12 protein-coding genes are annotated in these 22,101 nt (G+C 68.3%); 8 read left to right on the top strand and 4 right to left on the bottom strand.

The genetic code is table 11. The features are described 5' to 3' along the window. Positions 1–20: 20 nt before the first annotated feature. The 3 genes from chvE to LL236_RS01205 all read right to left on the bottom strand — a co-directional run bounded on the left by chvE (position 21) and on the right by LL236_RS01205 (position 3,173). Positions 21–1,151 carry a multiple monosaccharide ABC transporter substrate-binding protein gene (chvE, locus tag LL236_RS01215; protein WP_308017233.1) on the bottom strand — a complete coding sequence of 377 codons (1,131 nt, stop codon included), beginning with the start codon at positions 1,149–1,151 and terminating at the stop codon, positions 21–23. Between the two features lie 68 nt (positions 1,152–1,219). Beyond that, positions 1,220–1,987, bottom strand: a complete 768-nt coding sequence (locus LL236_RS01210; RefSeq protein ID WP_228176972.1) for a class II aldolase/adducin family protein — start codon at positions 1,985–1,987, stop codon at positions 1,220–1,222. A gap of 163 nt (positions 1,988–2,150) precedes the next feature. Beyond that, complete coding sequence (locus tag LL236_RS01205; RefSeq protein ID WP_228176971.1) at positions 2,151–3,173, bottom strand: LacI family DNA-binding transcriptional regulator; 1,023 nt, start codon at positions 3,171–3,173, stop codon at positions 2,151–2,153. 206 nt (positions 3,174–3,379) lie between these two features. Here LL236_RS01205 and LL236_RS01200 point away from each other — a divergent pair, with 206 nt between their 5' ends. Continuing rightward, positions 3,380–3,931: a hypothetical protein gene (locus tag LL236_RS01200; protein ID WP_228176970.1), complete on the top strand. Its 552-nt coding sequence runs from the start codon at positions 3,380–3,382 to the stop codon at positions 3,929–3,931. Between the two features lie 9 nt (positions 3,932–3,940). After that, complete coding sequence (locus LL236_RS14955; protein WP_228176969.1) at positions 3,941–5,512, top strand: dolichyl-phosphate-mannose--protein mannosyltransferase; 1,572 nt, start codon at positions 3,941–3,943, stop codon at positions 5,510–5,512. 6 nt (positions 5,513–5,518) lie between these two features. On the opposite strand, the gene LL236_RS01190 is transcribed toward LL236_RS14955, so the two are convergent. After that, positions 5,519–6,355 (bottom strand): aldo/keto reductase, encoded by an 837-nt coding sequence (locus LL236_RS01190; protein WP_228176968.1) that lies wholly within the window; start codon positions 6,353–6,355, stop codon positions 5,519–5,521. A 100-nt stretch (positions 6,356–6,455) separates the two neighbouring features. On the opposite strand from LL236_RS01190, the gene LL236_RS01185 reads away from it, so the two are divergent. The 6 genes from LL236_RS01185 to hrpA are packed head-to-tail and all read left to right on the top strand — an operon-like array spanning position 6,456 to position 22,092. Next, complete coding sequence (locus LL236_RS01185; RefSeq protein WP_228176967.1) at positions 6,456–7,601, top strand: serine/threonine-protein kinase; 1,146 nt, start codon at positions 6,456–6,458, stop codon at positions 7,599–7,601. 1 nt (position 7,602) lies between these two features. Then, positions 7,603–13,485, top strand: coding sequence for an Ig-like domain-containing protein (locus LL236_RS01180; RefSeq protein ID WP_228176966.1), 5,883 nt, complete (start codon positions 7,603–7,605; stop codon positions 13,483–13,485). Continuing rightward, positions 13,482–14,447, top strand: coding sequence for an AAA family ATPase (locus LL236_RS01175; protein ID WP_228176965.1), 966 nt, complete (start codon positions 13,482–13,484; stop codon positions 14,445–14,447). Before LL236_RS01180 ends, LL236_RS01175 begins: the two co-directional genes overlap by 4 nt. Further along, a complete protein-coding gene (locus LL236_RS01170) occupies positions 14,444–15,793 on the top strand; it encodes a DUF58 domain-containing protein (RefSeq protein ID WP_228176964.1) in 1,350 nt (449 codons plus the stop codon). The genes LL236_RS01175 and LL236_RS01170 overlap by 4 nt, the downstream gene beginning before the upstream one ends. Further along, on the top strand, positions 15,790–18,195 hold the full coding sequence (locus tag LL236_RS14950) for a transglutaminase-like domain-containing protein (protein ID WP_228176963.1): 2,406 nt from the start codon (positions 15,790–15,792) through the stop codon (positions 18,193–18,195). The genes LL236_RS01170 and LL236_RS14950 overlap by 4 nt, the downstream gene beginning before the upstream one ends. An 18-nt stretch (positions 18,196–18,213) precedes the next feature. Beyond that, positions 18,214–22,092 carry an ATP-dependent RNA helicase HrpA gene (gene hrpA, locus LL236_RS01160; RefSeq protein ID WP_228176962.1) on the top strand — a complete coding sequence of 1,293 codons (3,879 nt, stop codon included), beginning with the start codon at positions 18,214–18,216 and terminating at the stop codon, positions 22,090–22,092. The last annotated feature ends 9 nt before the right edge of the window (positions 22,093–22,101 follow it).

Raw genomic sequence — 22,101 nt, 5'->3', positions numbered from 1 at the left:
CGACACGATCTTCGATCTTCTTAGCCGTTGATCTCGGCTTCGGTCCAGTACCCGCTGTCCACGAGGACTTCGGTGATGTTGTCCTTGACGACGATCGCCGACTCCAGGAGGTACGACGGAACGACCTTCACACCGTTGTCGTAGTCCGTGGTGTTGTTGACCTCGGGGGTGTCGCCGTTGAGGAGCGCGACCGCCATGTCGACCGCAACCTGCGCGAGCAGGCGGGTGTCCTTGAAGATGGTCGAGTACTGCTCACCGCGGTTGATGGCCTTGACCGAGTCGAGCTCGGCATCCTGGCCCGAGATGATCGGCCAGCCCTCGCCGACGGTGTAACCGGCGTCGGTGAGAGCCGAGATGATGCCGCGCGAGATGCCGTCGTAGGGCGAGAGCACCGCGTTGACCTTCGATCCATCCGAGTAGAACGCCGTCAGGATGTCTTCCATGCGGCTCTGCGCGGTCTCGCCGTCCCAGCGGAGGGTTGCTGCCTGCTCGATCTCGGTCTGACCCGACTTCACGACGAGGGTGCCGTCATCGAAGTAGGGCTGCAGGGTGTCGATCGCGCCGTTCCAGAAGAAGAACGCGTTGTTGTCATCCAGCGAACCGGCGAACAGCTCGATGTTGAACGGGCCAGCAGGCGCCCCGTCGATCGGGGTGCCGTCCAGTTCGGTGAGCCCCAGGCCGTTGAGGATCGAGGTGGCCTGCTGCACGCCGACCTGGTAGTTGTCGAACGACGCGTAGTAGTCGACGTTCTCGGTGTCGCGGATGAGGCGGTCGTAGGCGATGACGGGGATGCCGGCATCCGCTGCCTCCTGCAGAACGCTCGTGAGCGTCGTGCCATCGATCGAGGCGATGATCAGCGCTTCGGCGCCCTTGGTGATCATGTTCTCGATCTGCGAGACCTGGGTGGGGATGTCGTCTTCGGCGTACTGCAGGTCGACGGTGAATCCCTGCTCCTCGAGCTCGGCCTTGACGGCGTCGCCGTCCTGGATCCAGCGCTCTGAGCTCTTGGTGGGCATGGCGACGCCGACGAGGCCGCCGTCTCCGCCACCGTCAGTCGAACCGCCGCCACCGGAGCCGGAGCATCCGGACAGCAGCAGGGCACCGGCGGCGAGGGTTGCCGCGCCGGCGAGCAGAATCTTCGTGCTCTTCACAGTGATTTCCTTTCTAAGGACATCGTTGTCTTGGTGTTGTCTTGGTGTGCGTGTTCAGTTGTGCGTTTTCAGTTGTGGGTGAGACCTGACCCGGGCGCTGTCGCGTCCGGGGTCGAGGTGGCATGGCGGCTAGCGCGCTCGTGCAACGCGGCGGCGACGGTGTCGTCGAGCGCCAGGTCATCGAGCGGGCCGGAGTGTGAAACCAGGAGCGCATGGCGCGCTGCCACTTCGAGCGTCGACGCGATCCGCATCGCCTCGCGCAGATCCGCGCCGACCGCGAAGACACCGACGGCGCGCACGAGGGCAACCGAGTTCTGGGATCCGAGGGCGCCGGCGACCGCATCACCGAGTGCTGCTGGTTCCGCAAGATCCGTCACGGTGACCGGCACGGGCCCGCCGAAGACTTCGGCGGCAGCTACGGTGAGGCACGGCAGAGTCGTGGCGCGCGCTGCCCAGGCCAGCGCGTAGGGCGAATCGGTGTGGACGATCGCCAGCGCGGTTGGAATCTCGCGGTAGATGCGAGAGTGCACGGCGGCATCCGCTGACGGGAGACGCTCGCTACCGAGGACTTCGGGTAGCGCAACTCCGTCGAGGTCGCACAGGACCATCCGCTCGGGAGAGATCTTGTCGAGGAAGGCCCCTGCAGGAGCGATCACGAACAGGTCGGCAGCGGTGATTCGTGCCGAGACATTGCCGCGCGGGCAGGCGACCAGTCCACGCTGCTCGAGCTCAGCCTGCCGGTGCGCGACATCGGCACGGGTCCGCGCGATAGCCACTTCGGCTTTGACACCGGCGGCGTACCCCTCGGTCGTGCCCGCAACATCCTTGGGCGGCATGGCTGAACTCCTTCGTTCCGATCACTGGCGATCGGTGTGACGGTCAATGTGACCGGTCACATTGCGAAACTATAGACCGGCTGCTGTCCCGAGTGTCAAGCGGCGAAAAGTCTCGGATTGGTAACGGCACCGAACGGAGCGCATCTCCGTGGGTCGAGGGCCGTCAGATCCGCCCGAGTGGCCCCGAGGATGCTCGAGGAACGAAGGTCGGCGCGATCGTGCCGATCGCTTCGCCCGCGGATGTGCCGCCAGTATCGTCCAGCAACAGTGCCACGCATCGGCGTCCGAGCTCCGCGAAGTCCTGCCGCACGGTGGTCAGGGGCGGCCAGAAGTGCGCGGCCTCGGGGATGTCGTCGAAGCCCACGATGCTGATGTCGCGCGGCACGGACAACCCTTCGTCACGCACCGCGTGAAGCAGTCCCAGCGCCATTTGGTCGTTCGAGGCGAAGACCGCGGTGAAGTCGCGGACCCGCAGCAGCTCGCGCCCCGCGTGATAGCCGAACTCCGCAGTCCAGTCACCCAGGATCGGCGCCGTCATCGGTAGGTCATGAGCGTCCATCTCGTCGAGGAATCCGCGCATGCGGGCCTCGGCTTCGATCCAGTCCTGGGGGCCCGCGATGTGGTAGATCTGCCGGTGTCCGAGCTCGATGAGATGCCGGGTTGCCATCCTGGCTCCCGCGATCTGGTCGACCGAGAGCGTGTGTTCGGGACCGAGTACCGCCGATTGCAGCGTGACGTACGGAACATCGATCCGCTGTGAGGCCAGCGCGCGGAAGACGCGCATCTGCGGCGCGATGACCACGAGTCCCTCGATCGATTGGGCGCTCAGATGCGCTATACCGTCAGTGATCGAGTCAGGATCGGCGGCGTCGATGTTGGCGGTGGAAACCCAGTATCCGCGCTCGCGCGCTGCCTCTTCGATCGCGGCGATGCTCGACGCGGGTCCGTACTGCGTCGACGAGGCGGCGAGGATCCCGATCGTCTGCGAGCGGCTGGTCACGAGCATGCGCGCCGCCCGGTTGGGGGTGTAGCGCAGGTCGTTCATGACCTGCACGACACGAGCCCGCGTTTCGGGCCTGATGCTGGGGTGATCGTTGAGGACGCGCGAGACCGTCTGATGAGAGACGCCCGCTAGCCGCGCGACATCCCTGATGCTCGGCGGTCGCCCGCCGGTGCCCTCGCTCATCGAACACCTCCTGTGAGCACGGTCACATCGTTGTGTGCCGGGATTCCGCGCCCGTTCGCTCATGATAGCGGCACGCCGAATGTGACTGTCACATCAGGGCCGAAGGAACGCTCCTCGTCCGACCGTCCTCTGTCACATCCGTCACATTGCCGGGAGGGCATGTGCGCACATGCCCTCCCGGCAAGACGGGCCGATACGCTGGCGCGGTGGCAGACTTTCTGCGATTTCTCCCACTCAGCGGCCGAGCACGTCGGGACGAGCGGGTGGTCTCCAGCGACCGGCGCCGCGAGCTCGATGCCCTGCTGGGGAGCCTGGCGGCGCTCACCGACGCGGAAACCGCGTGGGCGGCCTTCGCTACGGATGCCGGGCTTACGAGGCCCTGGCGCGGCGCAGACGGAGACATCACCCGCTTTCGAACCGCGGTGCTGGCGCAACGGCGCAGCATCCGTGTGCTATCTCGGTCGCTCGCGGCAGCGCTGCGAGTCGCGGATGACCTGGGCGTCGACCTCGCGGTGGATCCGATGACCTGCGGCGCCGTCGCGCTGTACGCGCAGGGCGCCGGGCCCTTCGAACGCCGGGCCGTCGTCGCCGGACACACCGTCCGCGCAACGGATGCCGATTGGGCCTTCGGTAACGGCCCGGTGCTGGAAGGCACCGCGCTGCAGATAGCCGGCTTCCTGCTCGGCGTCACTGACACCCCGCCCCGGCCCCCGGCCGCAGCTTCGGGCCAGCCCGAGCTCGCAGCCTCGCCCGAATAGGCTGTCACCGTGACAACCATCGTCGAAGGCCCCGCGCGTCCGACGGTGTACGACCGTGTCAGCGCCCGGATCGCTATCTCCCCCCGGCTTCAGGTCGTGGTGCCGGCAGTCGTGACTGCCGTTGCCGGCGTCCTGCGCTTCTGGAACCTCGGGCACCCGCATGAACTGGTCTTCGACGAGACCTATTACGTGAAGGATGCCTGGTCGCAGTGGAACCTCGGATTCGCCGCGAAGTGGCCTGATGAGGCTGACGCGCGGTTCGCGGCAGGCGAGACCGACATCTTCCTGGGCGAGGGCAGCTACGTCGTCCACCCGCCACTGGGCAAGTTCCTCATCGGCGCCGGGATGGCACTGTTCGGCGCTGACTCGTCGGTCGGGTGGCGTTTTGCCACGGCGCTGTTCGGAACTCTCGCCGTGCTGCTGCTCTATGTCGTCGCGCTCACGCTCACCCGGTCGATCGGTGTGGCCACCGCAGCGGCCGGACTGATGGCGATCGACGGCCTGGCAATCGTGCTGAGCCGCGTCGCGCTGCTCGACACCTTCGTCATGTTCTTCACGCTGCTGGCGTTCTGGTTCGTCCTGCTGGATCGGCGATGGCTTCGCGAGCGAGAGTGGCCGCGCCGACTGGCAACGGGGCGCTGGAGCTCAGAGTCTCGCTGGGGTCCGGTGTTCTGGGCGAGGCCGTGGGTTGTCGCTGCCGGCCTTGCTGCGGGCGCCGCAACCGCCGTGAAGTGGTCGGGCCTGTACGTGCTCGCCGGTATCGGGATCTACCTCGTCATCGTCGACGCCCTGGAGCGGCGTCGGCGCGGCGTGGAGTACTGGCCCGCCGATGCCGCGGTGCGCCAGGGACCGGTGACGTTCGTGCTGCTCGTGCCGCCGGCACTCCTTCTCTATCTCGCGACGTGGACGGGATGGCTGGCCACCGACGGCGGATACGACAGGCACACCGTCGACGGCTCGCCGGCTACCGGCTTCTGGTCGTGGGTACCGCTGTCTCTGCAGAACCTGTGGGCCTACCACCAGTCGATGTACGGCTTCCACGTCGGCCTGTCAGCAAGCCACAGCTATGCGAGCCCTGCATGGCAGTGGCCGCTCCTTGCCAGACCGACCTCGATGTTCTATCACAGCGATGCCCTCGGCGAGGCTGGCTGCACAGCGGCTTCAGGATGCGTACAGAACATCTACTCGATGCCGAATCCGCTCGTGTGGTACGCCGCCGTCGCGGCTACCGTCTACCTCGTCATCAGGTTCATCCGACGCCGGGACCTCGCCTCCGGCTTCGTCCTGACCGGCGTCGCCGTCACCTGGGTGCCGTGGCTGCTATACCCCGAGCGCACGGTGTTCCAGTTCTACACGGTGGTGATGCTGCCGTTCCTCCTCTTGGCACTGGGGATTGCGCTGCGTGATCTCGCCCATCCGGCCGGGGCCAGTCCCGAAAGACGCGTAACGGGCCAGCGGGTGGTCGCCGTCTTCTTCATCGTCGCTCTGGTGCTTTCGGCGTTCTGGTATCCGATCCTCACCGCGACGAGCGTGCCCTACGACTTCTGGCGACTCCACAATTGGTCGCCCACCTGGATCTGACGCGGGTCAGTTGACCTCGTCGGGATGCGCCGAGACACGCCCCGAACCATCGCCCGGGTCGATCGCATCGATTGCGGCGATCTCGTCATCCGTCAAGGCAAAATCGACGATGTCGATGTTCTCGGCGAGCCGGTCCCTGCGCACCGACTTCGGGAACACGATGTTGCCCTTGTCGAGGTGCCAGCGCAGCACGACCTGCGCCGGGGTCTTGCCGTGGGCAGCTGCCGCGTCCGCGACGGCCGGCACCGAGAAGAGGTCGTACTTGCCCTGACCGAGCGGGCCCCAGGCCTCGATCCGGATGCCGCGAGCGAGTGCCCACTCGACGACCTCGCGCTGCTGGTAGGCGGGGTGGAGTTCGATCTGGTCGACGACGGGGGCGACTCCGGTCTCGGCGATGATCCGCTCGAGGTGGGGAACAAGGAAGTTCGAGACCCCGATGCTTCGCGTGAGACCCTGCTCACGCAGGTCGATCAGGCGCTCCCACGCGTGCACATAGTTGTCGCGTGCCGGAGTCGGCCAGTGCACGAGGTACAGGTCGACGGCGTCGAGTCCGAGCTTGTCGAGGCTTTCGCCCAGCGCAGCTCGGGGTTCGTCGCCGTCGTGGCGGTCGTTCCAGAGCTTCGTCGTGATGAAAAGCTCGTCGCGCGGGATGCCGCTCTCGGCGATCGCAGCACCGACCCCCTCTTCGTTGCCGTAGATGGCCGCCGTGTCGATATGCCGATAACCGAGTTCGAACGCTTCGAGCACTGCACGACGCGTGTCATCGGCCGGAACCTTGAACACGCCATAACCCACCTGCGGAATGCGGTTGCCATCGAGAAGCTGCAGCGTAGGAATCGTCATGATTCCAGCCTACGGGGATGCCTACAGCACCGGCTCAGCGGCTCGATTTAGGCTTATCGCATGAATCGGGGGGCACGGCGCGCTGGTCGAGCGACTCGCTGTGCCCGCGCGAAGCGCACCGGCATCCGAGGGTCTGATGCCTAGCCGGCTTCCGGCAGCAGCGCCCACGCTTGCCGGTTTCAGCTACGTGCGGCCGCTGGGGGCCGGAGGATTCGCCGACGTCTTCCTCTACGAACAGGACATGCCCCGGCGCGCGGTGGCGGTCAAGGTTCTCCTCGAAGACATCGTCGATGAGTCGTTGCTGCGCATGTTCGCGGCAGAGGCCGACGCGATGGCGCACCTGTCGGCACACCCCTCGATCCTCACGATCTACCAGGCCAGTGTTTCACCGGATGGGCGCCCGTACATCGTCATGGAGTACTGCCCGGCCTCCTTCGCGTCGCGATATCGGCGAGAGACGATCCCCGTCGACGAAGTGCTGCGAACGGGGGTGAAGGTCGCGTCGGCTCTCGAATCCGCGCATCGGGCGGGGCTCCTGCACCGCGACATCAAGCCGTCCAACATCCTGCTGACCGCCTACGGGATGCCTGTGCTGTCGGACTTCGGGATCGCCGCTTCGGTGTCAGCCCGGGAAGGCATCGAAGTCTTCGCGATGAGCGTTCCCTGGAGCGCGCCGGAGATCATCGATGAGCGCACGAGCGGCTCGGTGCCCGCCGAAGTGTGGAGCCTGGGTGCCACCGTCTACTCCCTCCTCGCCGGCCGCAGCCCGTTCGAGTTGCCGTCGCACAGCGACAACACGCGAGACCACCTGAAGTCCCGCATCCGCCGCGCCGGCTACACACCGATCGACCGCTCTGACGTGCCACCGAGCCTCGAGGACGTGCTTCGTCGCGCCCTCGCGAAGAACCCCGCCGACCGCTTCTCGTCAGCCGCGGAATTCGCCCACGCCCTGCAGTTGGTGCAGTACGACACCGGAATGCCCGTCACTCCGCTGGAGTTGGCCGGCGCCGTTGCCCTCCCCGAACGCGAGCAGGACGCAGCTCCCGTGTTCGTGCGCCCGCGAGTGCCGCACGACTCTCCGCGCCGGAGACGTCCCCGCGATCAGCGCACCGCCAACCGTCTGCCGAGCGACGACCTCCCCGAGGCCCCCGCGCCTCGCCGGACAGGGCTGATCTGGTCGCTGGTCGTGGGCGGCGCGATCATCGTCGCGGGAGTTGCCGCTGCCGTGATTGTGAGCGTGATCTGACGTGGCCCGCGCGGCAGCGACCCGGCGGGGCTCACCCTCGCGCTGGATGTGGGGTGCAGCGGCCGGACTGGCTGCAGTCCTCGTAGTGGGTTTCGCGGCAGTCTGGCCCGGCTACGACGCGCAGCAGGCACCCCTCGACGACGGCACGATCTGGGCCCTGCAGCGCTCGGCGGGCGGACACTACGCACGCGTCAATGCCGAACTCCTCGAACTCGACACTGTCAAACAGATCAGCCAGCCGACGACGCTCGCGCAGACGACTGACGCGGTGTGGGCATTCGCGGCATCCGCCACCCGCGTCGCCGGCATCGACCCCGCCACTCCCCCGGATCTGGACGCCGGCGGCGCCGACGCCTTCGTCGCGACTCCCGCCGGTACGCGATCCGTGTCGACCAGCGGCACCTCGGTGGCCTACCTCACCGAGGCCGGCGACATCTTCATCGGCGACCTGTCACGCCCGGGAGCTGCGCGCCTGGACATCGGAGACGAGGAGGATCCGTTCGCCGCAGACGCAGTCGCCGTCGGTCCCCTCGGCACCGTCGCCGCGTTCTCGGCGGATTCCGGCGAAATGGTGCGCGCGGATCTCGCGAGCGGCAGCATCCTCGGCGTTGATGAGGTTCCCGACGCCCCGGGCGAGGGCGCTTCACTGACCCTCGTCGGGCAGCGGTGGGTGATGCTGGATGCCGAGACCGGCCGGCTCTGGATCCAGGGCCTGCCAGCCCCGGTGGAGACGGCGATGCTGCCCGATGCGCGACTTGCAGCATCCAGTGACGGCGGCGACGAGGTCTTCCTCGCCGATTCGCAGGGGCTCGTCGCGGTGGCCCTCGGCGACGGTGCGCAGCGGCAGGTCACCGGCGGACTCGAGATGCGCGGCGTGCCAGCCGCGCCCCGCACGCTCGGTGGTGAGGTCTTCGCCGCCTGGCTCGGACCGACCGGCGGCACGCTGTGGTCGCAGTCAACCGGCGATTCCGCCCTCGACTACGCCGGCGCAGAACTCGGAGCCGACCCGCTTCCCGAATTCTTGGGCACCGACCGGCGGCTCATTCTGAACGAGACGCAGTCGGGGTGGGTGTGGACCGTACCCGCCGGCGATCTCGTGCCCTCATCGCAGTCATGGCAGATCGATGACCGGGTGAGCGCTGCGGAGTCGGACGATGCCGTTGCTCCCGAGGTCGTCGAGCCGAAGCCTCCCGTCGCCGAGAACGATGCCTTCGGTGTCCGAGCCGGCCGGGCCATAGCCCTGCCCGTCCTCCTGAACGACCATGATCCGAACGAGGACGTGTTGAGCGTCGTTCCCGAGTCAGTTTCAGCGTCAGCGTTCGGAACACCGGTGACGACCGATGCCGACCAGATTCTCACCATCGACGTGCCGGCCGATGCATCGGGCACCGCGACCTTCGAGTACCGCGTGACCGATGGCACTGCGGTGGAGGGACTGACCTCCGACCTTGCCACCGTGACTCTCACGGTGGTTCCCGCAGACGAGAACACTGCCCCGCTGTGGTGCGGGACCGAACGGTGCCTGGCGAACTGGCCGGAACCGGTGACGGCTCCCGGTGGTACCGTCCGGTTCCCGATTCTCGATGCTTTCGTGGATCCCGACGGTGATGCGCTGTACGTGTCATCGGCCACTGTCGACGCGGGGCCGGGCACGGTCACCGTCGATCCGGCCGGTGTCCTGACCTACCAGCACCCTGACGCTAACGCTGAGGTCGCGACCACCGCCTCCGTCACCGTCACGGTCGCCGACAGCAGAGGCGCCGAGACCAGCCGAGCCCTCACGATCAGCGTCGCTCCCACCCCACGGCTGGAGGCCGATTCCTTCGCGGTAACGGCGGTGGTCGGCCGGGCGGTCACGGTGGAGCTGAACGACCGCGTGCGCGGCGGAACCGGGTCACCGACGCTGTCGGCGGTGACCTCCGCCGACGACGATTCCGGCATCGCCGTCAACGCCGGCGCCCTCTCGTTCTCCTACACCGCACAGTCGCCTGGCTCGACGGTATTGCAGTACACGGTCCGCGACGGCGACACCGAGCAGACGGCGACCGTGCGGGTTACCGCGGTGGATCGGGACGAGGCTGTGTTGTCGGCACCGCCCCTTGTCGCGTTCGTCCGACCCAACGAAGACACCACCGTCGATGTCCTCAGCGCAGTCTCCAATCCTGCAGGTCTCGTGCTGCTGCTCAGCGACGTCCGCCCCGAGGCCACCGAGGGCGCGTCGCTGAGCGTCGACCCCGTAGCCCAGTCCACGATCCGCGCCAGCGGCACGACCGCCGACGGCACGCCGGGCGAGATCGGTGTCGTCCGCTACACGATTTCTGACGGTACCGACAACCCGGCAGCCGCCATCACGGGGCAGCTCACCGTGATTCTGCTGCCCGCGGCCGCTGCCGACCCCCCGATCGCGGTAGCGGACGCTGCCAGAGTGCGCGTCGGCGGACAGATCGACATCCCGGTCCTCGCCAACGACTCGGCTCCCACGGGAGGGTTGCTGGCGATCGATCCGTCGCGGGTCGTCAATGAGACCGACGCCGGGCTCGCGTTCGCCACCAGCCGGACCCTGCGCTATCTGGCGCCGGAGAGCCCCGGTGTCTACAGCGTGACGTACACCGCCTACCGGGTGGGGTACCCCGAGCTCACCGACAGCGCACGGGTCACCATAACCGTGCTCGGCGATGAGACCAACACTGCCCCGTCGCCGGTGACGCTTGAGGGACGAGCGCTCAGCGGCAGATCGACGACCATCGGCTTCGACTCGTTCGGGATCGATCCGGACGGCGACAGCGTCACGCTCGACGCTGTCGTGGATCAGCCAGTCAGCGCCGACGGCTCCCCTGCCGGCACCGCCAGCATCTCGGCTGACGGGACGAACCTCATCTACACCGCCCCGCCGTCATGGAGCGGGCAGGCATCCTTCACCTATCGAGTCCGGGACGGGCGCGGAGCAACTGCCACAGCACTCGCCCTCGTCGGAGTGCGCAAAGCTCAATCCGACCCGCGGCCGGTCACCTTCTCGGACTACGTCCAACTCGAGGGTGGTCAGTCCCCGGGGCGCGAGACCACGATCACTCCACTGGAAAACGACGTGGACCCCTCCGGTGCCGAGCTGAGTCTCGTGGATGTTCGACCGAACGCCCAGCCCGAAACCACCGAGTACGACGATCTGGAAGCGCTCCTGACAAAGGTCGATCTCGAGAACGGGTCAATCACCGTGCGCTCAGGTGAGGCTCTCGGAACGTTCTCGTTCATCTACACGGCGAGCAACCCCGCCGGTGATACCGCGATGGGCCTCATCGTCCTCAAGATCGTGCGAAATCCCGTCCCTGATTATCCGGAGGTTCGCGACACGGTGCTGACCGCCGAGACCATCGACGGTTTCGAGGAGGGCATCGACGTCCTCTCGGGCAAGGTCACGTGGGCAGGCGGTGACCCTGACTCGGTAGAGCTGGCGCTGTGGCGAGGGAGTCCGAACCTGACAGTGTCCGGCCGCCGCCTTGCCGGAACGGCGCAGTCAGAGCCGATGGTGATTCCCTTCAGCGTCACCGGTACCGCGACCGACGGATCCACCGTCACGTCCTACGGATTCCTCCGGGTGCCCGGCGAGTCGGAACTGCGCCCGACCCTGCGCTCAGACACGGGTTCTTTCACCGTGGGGGAGAACGAGGCTGTGGAGGTCGACCTGGCCGAGATCATCGCCATCCCTCGCGGCACCGACCTTGAGATCTCACCCGTCACCACAACCGGCGGGGCGCGAGGCGGTGCCACGTGCGAGCTGGTGGGAGCGAGAACGCTGCGCTATACAGCGGGACCCGGAGCGCCGTGGACCGATACGTGCTCCATCCAGGCGCGTCTGGTCGGCGGCGACGATTGGACGGTCCTCACCGTCCGATTCCTGATCGAGGCCGAGGCGCCTCAGCCGATCCTCTCGGCCGCGTCACGCACGCTCAGCCCCGGGCAGACGGAGACCTACGATCTGCGACAGATGACGACGTGGACCGGCACCCCGGCCTGGGGTTCCCTGGAATACGCCGTCGAGGCGCCGGGCGATCAGTTCCAGGTCTCGCTCACCGGGTCACGGCTGGAGGTCACCGGAGCTGACGACGCGGGTCCCGGACGCACCGAGGCCGTGGTCGTGCGCTTGACGAGCCATCCGGATGCCGAGCCGGCTGCCCTTACGCTCGTTGTCGGACCCGCGCCGTCGACGCTCCCCAAGGCCGGCACCGTGACACAGCAGTGCTCGCAGGCCGGCGGCGCCACCTCGTGCGAGATTCCCGTGATCGGGGCCGCCGGCGAAGTGAACCCGCTTCCTGGAACACCGTTGCGGCTCGCGTCGGTCGCGTCTCCCGCGAACTGCTCGGACGTCACGTTCGCTGTCGCTTCGGCATCCTCGGTCCGGGCGACCTGGGCGGCCGACGCACCTGGGGCGTCGGACTGCACTGGCACGTTCGAGGTTGCAGATGCCCAGGGTCGGCTCTCGAGCGGCGAGCGCACGGGAACGGTGGTGCTGGATCTGCGAGGCCTTCCCGCCGATCCCACGACAATCGAATGGACCTCGTTTGACGCGACGACAGTGACCCTCCGCGTCACCGGCGCCGGTGGCTCGTACCCTGCCGTGGAGTCCTTCCGCGTCAGCGGCGGCGGTCAGGAGATCACCTGCGGCGCCGACGGCTTGTGCCCGCCGATCACCGCCGAACCGGGGGCGAAGGTCCGCTACCAAGCCTGGGCCGTCAACAGCGTCGGAGAGTCCCGGGCCGCCACCAGCGCCGTGACGGCCTGGCCCTATCGGGCACCGAGTGCGCCGACGTCGGTGTCGGCGCGGCCAGTGCCGACAGCCGACGGCAGCGGCAACGTCGCTGCCGTGACAGTGGGCGGGTTCGATCCGACGACCGGGTCGGTGCGCGTTACCAGCCCCATCACGGGAGCCTCGGAGACCCTCCCGGTCCCGTCGGGTGGAGGCGAGGTCGTCTTCCCGGAGTTCGCCGTGGGAGCCAACCAGCAGACGACACTGAGCGTGACGCCGCTTTCCCGTTTCGACTATCCGCCGATCGCTCCGGGCACCACCGAGGGGACGGCGGCATCCGTCATCGCGTACGGGATCGGCGCACCCCGCCTGCAGCTTCGCCTGAACCCCAGCGATGACGGCAGTGGAGAGGTCCGCGCAGTGGCGACGGTCGCTTCGAACGGGGTCGGTACGGAACTGTGGGTCGGTGTGACCACTGGAGCCACCTGCTCCCTTGAGTTCGTCGGGAACGTGACCAGCGGTGAGGTTGCGAAGGTCATTCCCGGAACCGTCTGGGAGGACACCACCGCCCGCGCGTGCGCCGAGTACCGGATCGGATCGACATCGTTCGGCCGTGCCACGGCGGGGCCGGTCACCGCACAACCGACCGAACCGATCCCCGCCCCGTCGGGAACCACGACCTACACTGTCGACCCCGCGCCCACGGTGTCGGGACAGACCGCCACCTGGACGCGAGTGAGTGGGCCCTCGCTCGATCATCCCCGCTACGAGGCGCGCTACGGCCCGCCCCGAACGACGGACTTCGCGAGCCTCTTCCGCACCGGCACCGACCCCGGAACGATCCAAGCCTGGTGGTGCGTCGGCGATGCGTGCTCCGACGAGGCGACGACGATCACGCCGACCGGTGCCGCGTACACGACACAGGTCGTCTTTCCCGCCACCTGCGACGCAGGCGGCCAGCCGTCGGCGACGATGGTGGATGCCGCACCAGCCGACTACAGCATCACAACCAGCGGAACGCCGTCGGCAGACGGCACCGAGACGGCGTGGGAGATCACTGTCTCGTTCTCTGGTCGCCTGAGTGGCCTGGACGCTTACACCCACACGGGCCTGGTGTGCCCTACCCCCGAGAGGACTCCATGACCGTCACAGCCGACCAGGTGACCAGGTTCCACGACACGTTCCGCGTCCTGGTCGAGAACGTCGAGCGTGTGGTTCTCGGCAAGCGCCACGTCATCGAGCTCGCCTTCACGGCGATGATCTCGCAAGGGCATTTGCTTCTCGAGGACTATCCGGGCACCGGAAAGACCTCTCTGGCCCGAGCCATGGGGCAGAGTGTCGACGGGGTCAGCTCCCGCATCCAGTTCACCCCGGATCTGCTCCCGGGCGACGTGACAGGCATCACCGTCTACGACCAGAAGCGCGGCGAGTTCGAGTTCCACCGCGGGCCGGTCTTCGCGAACATCGTGCTGGCCGACGAGATCAACCGGGCAAGCCCGAAGACCCAGTCTGCACTGCTCGAGGTGATGGAAGAGGGCCATGTCACGATCGACGGTGTGACCAGGCCGGTCGGCCAGCCCTTCCTCGTGGTCGCGACCCAGAACCCCATCGAACAGGCCGGAACCTACCGGCTCCCGGAGGCCCAGCTCGACCGGTTCCTCATCAAGGCGACCCTGGGGTACCCCGACCACGCCGCGACGCTGCGCATCCTGGAGGGCACCGCGACCGAGCGTGTCGAACTCTCCCCGGTCGTGTCTCTGGATGGCATCCGCGGGATGTCGGCGCTGGCCCGCGACGTTTATGTCAGCCCGGTCGTGCTCGACTACATCGCGCGGGTCGTCGACGCCACGCGCGCGGCTGTCGAGGTGCGCCTGGGCGTGAGCGTCCGCGGCGCCATCGCCCTCACACGTGCGGCGAAGACCTGGGCAATCGCACACGGCCGCGGGTTCGTGACACCTGACGACGTGAAGGCTCTCGCCGAGGCGGTGCTCGCACACCGACTCGTGCTGGACCCGGAGGCGGAGTTCGACGGCGTCACCGCCCGCGCGGTGATCGGCCAGGTGCTGCTGGATGTCGCTCCGCCGACGCAGCGCGAGGCGCCATGACGCCCACTCCCTCACCGCTCACCAGGGAGGTGACCGCGACACAGGCGAGCAGCCGAACGCGGATGACGCAGACCCACGGGACCACCGTCATCGCCATGCGCGGAGTCGGAGTGTGGCACCGCCTCACCGCGCACGTTGTCAATGCGTGGCGGTGGCTCCGGGGCGTCGTGCGACCGGGAGGCTGGCTCGCACTGATCGTCGCGACTGTGGGACTCGGTATCGGCGTCAGCTTGGGGATCGCCGAACTGATCGCTGCCGGCACCCTCGCGGGGGTGCTGCTGCTGCTCGCGCTCCCGTTCCTCCTGCGCGCGCGGCCGTACACCGTCGATTTCACTCTCGCTCACGACCGCGTCGTCGCAGGCTCCAGCGCCCACGCGCAGATCACGGTACGAAACGAAACGTCACCGGTCGTTCTGCCAGGAACCATCGATATTCCGGTCGGGACGGGAATCATCGACATCGCGGTCCCCCTCTTGCGTACCGGCACCTCCCACGTCGAGGCTGTCGTGATCCCCGCGCCGCGCCGTGGCGTCGTCTCGATCGGACCGATCAGCTCGGTGCGCGGCGACCCCCTGGGTCTGCTGCGCAGGGAGGCGACGTGGTCGCAGTCGCGCACGCTCTACATCCACCCGCGGACCACCGCCATTCCGCCAACGTCTGCAGGCTTCATCCGTGACCTTGACGGTCGACCATCCCCCGTCCTGGTCGATTCGGACATCTCCTTCCACGCGATTCGCGAGTACGTTCCCGGCGACGCGCAGCGCCATGTCCACTGGAAGTCGACGGCAAAGACCGGCACGCTGATGGTGCGCCAGTATGAGCAGACCCGCCGGTCTCGGATGGTCATCGCCATCGACACGGATCGAGACAGCTACCGGGACGAGGAGGAGTTCGAACTCGCCGTCAGCGTTGCAGCCTCGCTCGGGGTCCGCGGCGTGCGCGACGGGCGGGATGTTCAGGTCGTCGTCGGCGAAGAACTTCCCGAGTTCGCCCGCAGTCGAGTGCGCGCGATCCGGGAGCTTCCGACGATGACCGAACGCATCATGATGGACGCCCTCGCCGGCGTGATAAGCCACGATGCAGTCAACCCGCTGTCCGAGGTCGCGGCGCTGGCCGTCGAGGCGCACAGCGACGTCTCGCTCGCCTTCCTGGTGTGCGGCTCGACCATGACGGCAGCCGGCCTGCAGCGGTCCGCTCTGGCGTTCCCGTCCCATGTCGGGGTTGCGGCGGTGGTCTGCGACCTCGAGGGCGAGCCACGGCTGCGGCGACTGGGCGAAGCGACGGTCATCTCCGTCGGCGTTCTGGATGACTTGCGCCAGATCCTGCTGCGCGGAGCACAGTCGTGAGACCGGCAATGGTCGTCGGGACCGCAGCCTTCATGGTCGTCGCGGCCGCCGTCGGCGCGATCGGCATGTGGCCGATCTACGAGGACCCCTGGTTCCTTGTGATGGCAGCCGCAGCGATAGCACTCTCGATCGGCATCGGCTCGATCGCGCTTGCGCGCTCGTGGATGTGGTGGCGGACGGCTATCGCCTTTGCAACGGTCTTCGTCGTGGCAGGCGTGCCCTTGGCGGTTCCCGCGGTCCTCACCGACCCCAGCCAGATTCCCGCTGCTCTGATCGGAGTGCTCAGTGCGCCGGTCACGGGGCCGAACAACCTGCTCACTCTCGAGCTGCCGCTGGGCACGTACCAGGCGACGCTGGCGCCCGCCTTCCTGGTGCTGCTTCTGGCACCGGGTGCGGCGCTGGCCATCGGGGCGAGAAGGTCCCGGTGGTGGGGGCTCGCGGCACCGATCGCGCTGACGCCGGCAACGTTCGCGATCGTGTTCGGCGCAACGACCGCGACGGCCGGCATTCTCGCGGCAGTCCCGATCCCCGGCCTCCGTGAGGCGCTGATCGGCATCGCCTCGTGCAGCACAGTGCTGCTCTGGATGCTGTGGCGCGCGGTGATGGTGCGGCGCCTCGCCCTACGCGAAGCGGGCGGCATCCGTCAGCGTCCGGCCCGCCGCGCGGCGATGGGCCGGGCTGCGATCGGCACGAGCATGCTCCTCATCGCGGTTGTCGCGGCTGTCAGCATCACCCCGGTCCTCACGGCACTGCACCCCCGCACGGTTCCCCGCTCGGCGAGCGAACCGATCATCCGTCTCGCCCAGGAGGCGAGCCCCCTGTCGACGTATCGCGCGATGTTCGCCGCCGACACCGCTGACGAGGTCCTCTTCGAGATCACGACAGCGGGCGTCGACCGGGTGCGACTTGCCACCCTGGCCTTCTACGACGGGCAGCTGGCTCGTGTCACCGACCCAGCTGCCCGGATCAACGACCCCGCCACGGCTTACACGCGACTCCCCTCGGCACGCCTCGTCGGCGGCGACGGAGTGCGCGCAGACGTCGTCATCGGCGAGTATTCCGGTCTCTGGGTACCGACAGTGGGAACGGTGGCCGCTATCGCCTTCGACGGCCCCGACCGCGCCGCGCTGGCCGACGGCTTCTTCTACGACGCTGCGGCAGGCTCGGGCATCGACATCAGCCCCGTCTACGGTGCGGGAACCAGCTACACGCTCCGCGCCGCGGCTCCCGCATCGATGGAGCTGTCGGAGGCGACACCGCCTCGCTCGGCGCCGACCCTGGATGAGACCATCGTCCCTGAGAGCCTCACGCAATGGATCCGCCTGCAGGAGGCGGGGAGTGCGGGTGCGGGCCTGGCAGACCTCGTCGATCGGCTGCGACAGCGCGGATATCTCAGCCACGCCCTCGAGACACCGCCTCCCGGCACCGGATGGGTCGCCTACCTCGGCGACTACACCTTCGCGCCCAGTCGCGCCGGACACTCCACCGACCGCATCGACGCCCTCTTCACCGCACTCGTGAACCGCCAGACCCAGCTTCCCGATGCGACGGATGCCGAACTTGTGGCGGCTGCCGGTGATGACGAGCAGTTCGCCGTGGCGGCGGCGATGATCGCCGACCAGCTCGGTTTCCCCTCCCGGATCGTGGTCGGCGCGCGCCTCCAGGCAGAAGACGGTTCGGCGACAGGTGTCCCGCCGTGCGAGGACGGAACGTGCCGAGGGCGCAACATCACGGCATGGCTCGAGGTCCAAGACGTCTCCGGCACTTGGATTCCGGTCGATGTCACTCCCCAGCATGAGATCCCGATGGATGCCGTCGTCGACGAACGGCGTGACCCAGAGAACGCCACCGACGTCGAGAGCGAGCGCGCCGAGGTCGTCAAGCCGCCCGAAGCCGACCCGGCGGACGCTGACCCTCGCACCTCCGACGATCCGGAGAGCGAGGCCGACCTGTCGAGCCTGGTGCTGGGGGTGCAGATCGCGGGCAGCATCCTGCTCGTTCTGGCCATCCTGCTCGGGCCGCTCGCGGTGATCGTTGCCGTCAAAGCATGGCGCCGCCGTCGACGCCGCCGGGCGGCTCTGCCTGCCGAGCGCATCCTCGGGGGCTGGGATGAGTGGGTCGACGCGACGATCGACAGTGGTGGCCCGCTGCCCGCCACCCGCACGCGCACCGAGATCGTCGAGGCCGTCGGCGGGGCCGATGATGCTCGCGCACTCGCGATGATCGCCGACCACGCCAGTTTCGCCGACGAGTCGCCGCAAGACGAGGAAGCCACCGCGTTCTGGCAGCTGGTCGACCGCGAGCGCGAGCGACTGGGCGAAGCGGGGTCCTGGCGCGATCGGGTACGGGCGACGCTCTCGCTGCGATCACTGCGCCGCGGCCGGCGTGATCGACGACCGTAGCGGTTACGATCGAAGGCTATGCCCGCGCCAGAACCCGTCATCGTCTACCCGCCGGAACTGCCCGTCAGTGCCGCCCGGGACGAGATCGCGCGCGCCATCGAAGACCATCAAGTCGTGATCGTCGCGGGGGCGACAGGCTCGGGCAAGACGACCCAGCTTCCGAAGATCTGCTTGGAGCTCGGTCGCGGTCGTATCGCCCATACGCAACCTCGGCGGATCGCCGCGCGTTCGATCGCCGAGCGAATCGCGAGCGAACTGCAGGTGCCCCTCGGCGGCGCGGTGGGCTATCGCGTACGGTTCACGGATGCCGTGAGCGAGGACACGCGCATCACCCTGATGACAGACGGCATCCTGCTGAACGAAATCCACCGCGACCGGCTGCTGCGCCGGTACGACACGATCATCATCGACGAGGCTCACGAGCGGTCACTGAACATCGACTTCCTGCTCGGGTACCTTCGCCAGATCCTGCGCAAGCGCCCCGACCTGAAGGTCATCGTGACCTCGGCGACGATCGATCCCGAGAGCTTCGCGCGGCACTTCTCACCGAGGCCGGAAGATCCCGAAGCAGCCGCCCCGATTGTGGAGGTCTCGGGGCGCACCTACCCGGTCGAGATTCGCTACCGCCCCCACGACGAGAACGCCGAGGACGACATCGACGGGCTCGTCGCAGCGCTGCGCGAACTGGATCGCGAGGAGCGGGGCGATGTTCTCGTGTTCCTTCCCGGCGAATCCGAGATCCGCGACGCGATGGATGCCGTCCGCGGCATGTACGCGAACGATGCCGCTCCCACCGAGGTGCTCCCGCTGTACGGTCGCCTCAGTGCCGCCGAGCAGCACCGGGTCTTCGAACCGTCGACCCGCGCCGGCGTGCGCCGCCGCGTCATCCTTGCCACGAACGTGGCCGAAACGAGCTTGACCGTTCCCGGCATCCGGTACGTGATCGACACCGGGACCGCGCGCATCTCGCGCTACTCCGCCCGGTCGAAGATCCAGCGACTCCCGATCGAGGCGATCTCGCAGGCGTCCGCGCAGCAGCGTTCGGGCCGTGCGGGGCGCACGGCGCCGGGTATCGCCATCCGGCTCTACGCCGAGGAGGATTTCGCAGGCCGTCCGGAGTTCACCGAACCCGAGGTCCTCCGCACCAATCTGGCCGCCGTGCTGCTGCAGATGATGGCCCTCGGAATGGGGGATGTCGCAGCCTTCCCGTTCCTCACTCCCCCGGATTCACGCGGCGTGAAGGCTGCGATGGACCTCCTCGTCGAACTCCGCGCGGTCTCGGGAGGCAGACTCACGAAGGTCGGCCGGGAGCTTGCCCGGCTCCCGATCGATCCGCGGTTGGCGCGGATGCTCGTCGAAGCGCGCGAGCGGGATGTGCTGCCGAGTGTCCTGGCGATCGTGGCCGGCCTGTCTCTTCAGGATGTCCGCGAGCGTCCCGAGGAGCAGCGCGAGCAGGCCGATCGCCTGCATGCGCGGTTCACCGACCCGACGAGCGACTTCCTCTCGCTGCTGGGTCTGTGGAACTACCTGCAAGAGATGCAGGTAGAGCTCGGCTCGAGCGCGTTTCGGCGGATGTGCCGGGCCGAGTTCCTCAACTACGTGCGCGTGCGCGAATGGGTCGATGTGCACCGACAACTCGCGGATCTCATGGGTGCACGGCGCGCGAAGACGAGGGTCGACGCCGACCCCGATGCCGTCCATCGCGCGATCTTGTCGGGGCTGCTCTCGCAGATCGGCATCCGCGATGACCGCACGACGACGTCCGCAGCCAAGGGTGCAGCTTCCGGGAAGCCACGGCGCCCCACCGCCGAATACCGGGGAGCCCGCGGCGCGCGCTTCGCGATCTTCCCGGGCTCGGGGCTTCGCAAGAAGAGCCCGGATGCCGTCATGGCGGCAGAACTCGTCGAAACCTCGCGCCTGTTCGCCCGAACGGTCGCAGCGGTCGACCCAGCCTGGGCCGAGGAGCTCGCCGGCGAGCTCGCCCACCGTCAGCTGGGCGAGCCGCACTGGTCTCGATCGGCGGGTGCGGCATCCGCGTACGAGAAGGTGACCCTGTTCGGGGTAGAGATCATCCCGAAGCGCCGCGTGCAGTTGGCCCGCTTCGATCGGCCGCTCGCACGCGAGCTCTTCATCCGCCACGCGCTCGTGCAGGGCGAATGGGATGCCGCGAACCTCGACAAACGCCTCACTGCCTTCGACCGGCGTAACGCGGACATGCGGCGGCGCCTGGAGAAGCTCGAGGAGCGGGAGCGTCGCCGCGACATCCTGGCCGGTGACGAGGCGGTGTTCGCGTTCTACGACGCGCGGATCCCGCGCGAGGTCTTCGACGTCCGCTCGTTCGAGTCCTGGTGGCGTGAGACCTCGAACCGCACACCGCGCCTGCTCGACATGGGCGAGTCCGATCTCGCCGAGGGCGCCGCGGCAGCGCGCAGCGACGAGTATCCCTCCCGGTGGACGCAGGGCGATCAGGTGCTTTCGCTCAGCTACCGCTTCGAGCCGGGTGCACCCGACGACGGCGTCAATGCTGTGGTACCGGTGGCGCTGCTCGCGGGGCTGCGCGATACCGGGTTCGACTGGCAGGTACCGGGACTGCGCGACGAGCTGATCGCCGCCCTCATCCGGGCACTGCCCAAGACCATCCGGCGTCACGTCGTGCCCGCTGCCGACTGGGCGGCTCGGTTCTCGGCAGATCTTGCCGGCGAAGGCCCGGAGGATCACGGCGGACTCCCGCCGACCACCCTTCGGGCAGCCCTCGCAGCACGCATCCAGCGCGTGGCCCACCAACCCGTCACGGCGGACGATTTCGACCTCGAGCGCGTCCCCGCCCACCTCGGCATTTCGTTCCGGGTTGTCGACCACCGAGGACGCACGCTCGGCTCCGGGCGCGACCTCACCCGCCTGCAGCAGGAGTTGGCCGGGGCCGCCCGCGGCGCGGTGGCATCCTCGCTTTCCGCCCCGAAACGACCCCCGGCGCCCGCCCAGCGCACCCCGCGGCCCTCAGGAGCGAAGCCGGATGCCGACACCGCGGGGTTCACGGAAGTCTCGGGGCTCACCGACTGGACGATCTCCGAGCTTCCCGCCGTCGTCGACACGCGGGTCGCCGGTGGCGTGGTACGCGGTTATCCCGCCCTCATCGACGAGGGAGAGAGCGTCGCGCTGCGGATCGATGCGACGCCCGAGGCTGCCGCGCGAGCCACCCATGCGGGTCTTCGTCGCCTGCTGCTGCTGGCGGTCCCCTCCCCCGCCGCGTACGTGCTCGACCACCTGACCGCCGCCGAGAAGCTCGCGCTCGCGGCATCCCCGTACTCGTCGGCGCGCTCCCTTGTCGAGGACTGCCGGGTCGCCGTGGCAGACGCGGTCCTCGCGCGCTTTCCCGACCCGATCCGCACCCGCGCCCAGTTCGAGGCAGCGCGGGATGCGTTCTCGGCCGACGTGACTGACGCGCTGTTCTCGGCAGTTTCGCTGACTGCCCGCATCCTCACCGCGGCGCGCGACGTCGAGCGGGGCCTGCGAAACCTCAACGCCATGACGCTGCTGGCAGCGCTCACCGACGTTCGCGGACAGCTGTCGGGACTTGTCTATCCCGGGTTCGTCTCGGCGGTAGGACTGGAGCGCCTCGCACACTATCCGCGGTATCTCGCGGCCCTGCTCACCCGCACCGCCGCGCTCGCCGACAACCCCGGTCGTGATCGCCAGCGCCTGACCGAGTACGAGCGTGCCGCGGCGATCTATCGGGACTCCGGCGGCACGATTCCCCTGGCCGCAGACGCGTCACCGAACCTCGTGCACGGACGCTGGCTGCTCGAGGAGTACCGCGTAAGCCTGTTCGCGCAGAGCCTCGGAACTGCCGAGCCGGTGTCGCTGCAGCGGTTGACGAAGGCCCTCTCCGGCTCCTGATCGCTGGCA

The sequence above is a fragment of the Microbacterium schleiferi genome (assembly GCF_020781975.1).
In the GTDB taxonomy this organism is placed as follows: Bacteria; Actinomycetota; Actinomycetes; order Actinomycetales; family Microbacteriaceae; genus Microbacterium.
Note: the sequence above shows the minus strand (reverse complement) of the source record. Positions and strands in the feature narration are given on the sequence as shown.

What these genes read in the sequence shown, in the direction of transcription:
- LL236_RS01210 (WP_228176972.1), bottom strand. Translation starts at nt 1,987, where the DNA reads ATGCCGCCCAAGGATGTTGCGGGCACGACCGAGGGGTACGCCGCCGGT.
- hrpA (WP_228176962.1), top strand. Translation starts at nt 18,214, where the DNA reads ATGCCCGCGCCAGAACCCGTCATCGTCTACCCGCCGGAACTGCCCGTC.
- LL236_RS01205 (WP_228176971.1), bottom strand. Translation starts at nt 3,173, where the DNA reads ATGAGCGAGGGCACCGGCGGGCGACCGCCGAGCATCAGGGATGTCGCG.
- LL236_RS01175 (WP_228176965.1), top strand. Translation starts at nt 13,482, where the DNA reads ATGACCGTCACAGCCGACCAGGTGACCAGGTTCCACGACACGTTCCGC.
- LL236_RS01170 (WP_228176964.1), top strand. Translation starts at nt 14,444, where the DNA reads ATGACGCCCACTCCCTCACCGCTCACCAGGGAGGTGACCGCGACACAG.
- LL236_RS01190 (WP_228176968.1), bottom strand. Translation starts at nt 6,355, where the DNA reads ATGACGATTCCTACGCTGCAGCTTCTCGATGGCAACCGCATTCCGCAG.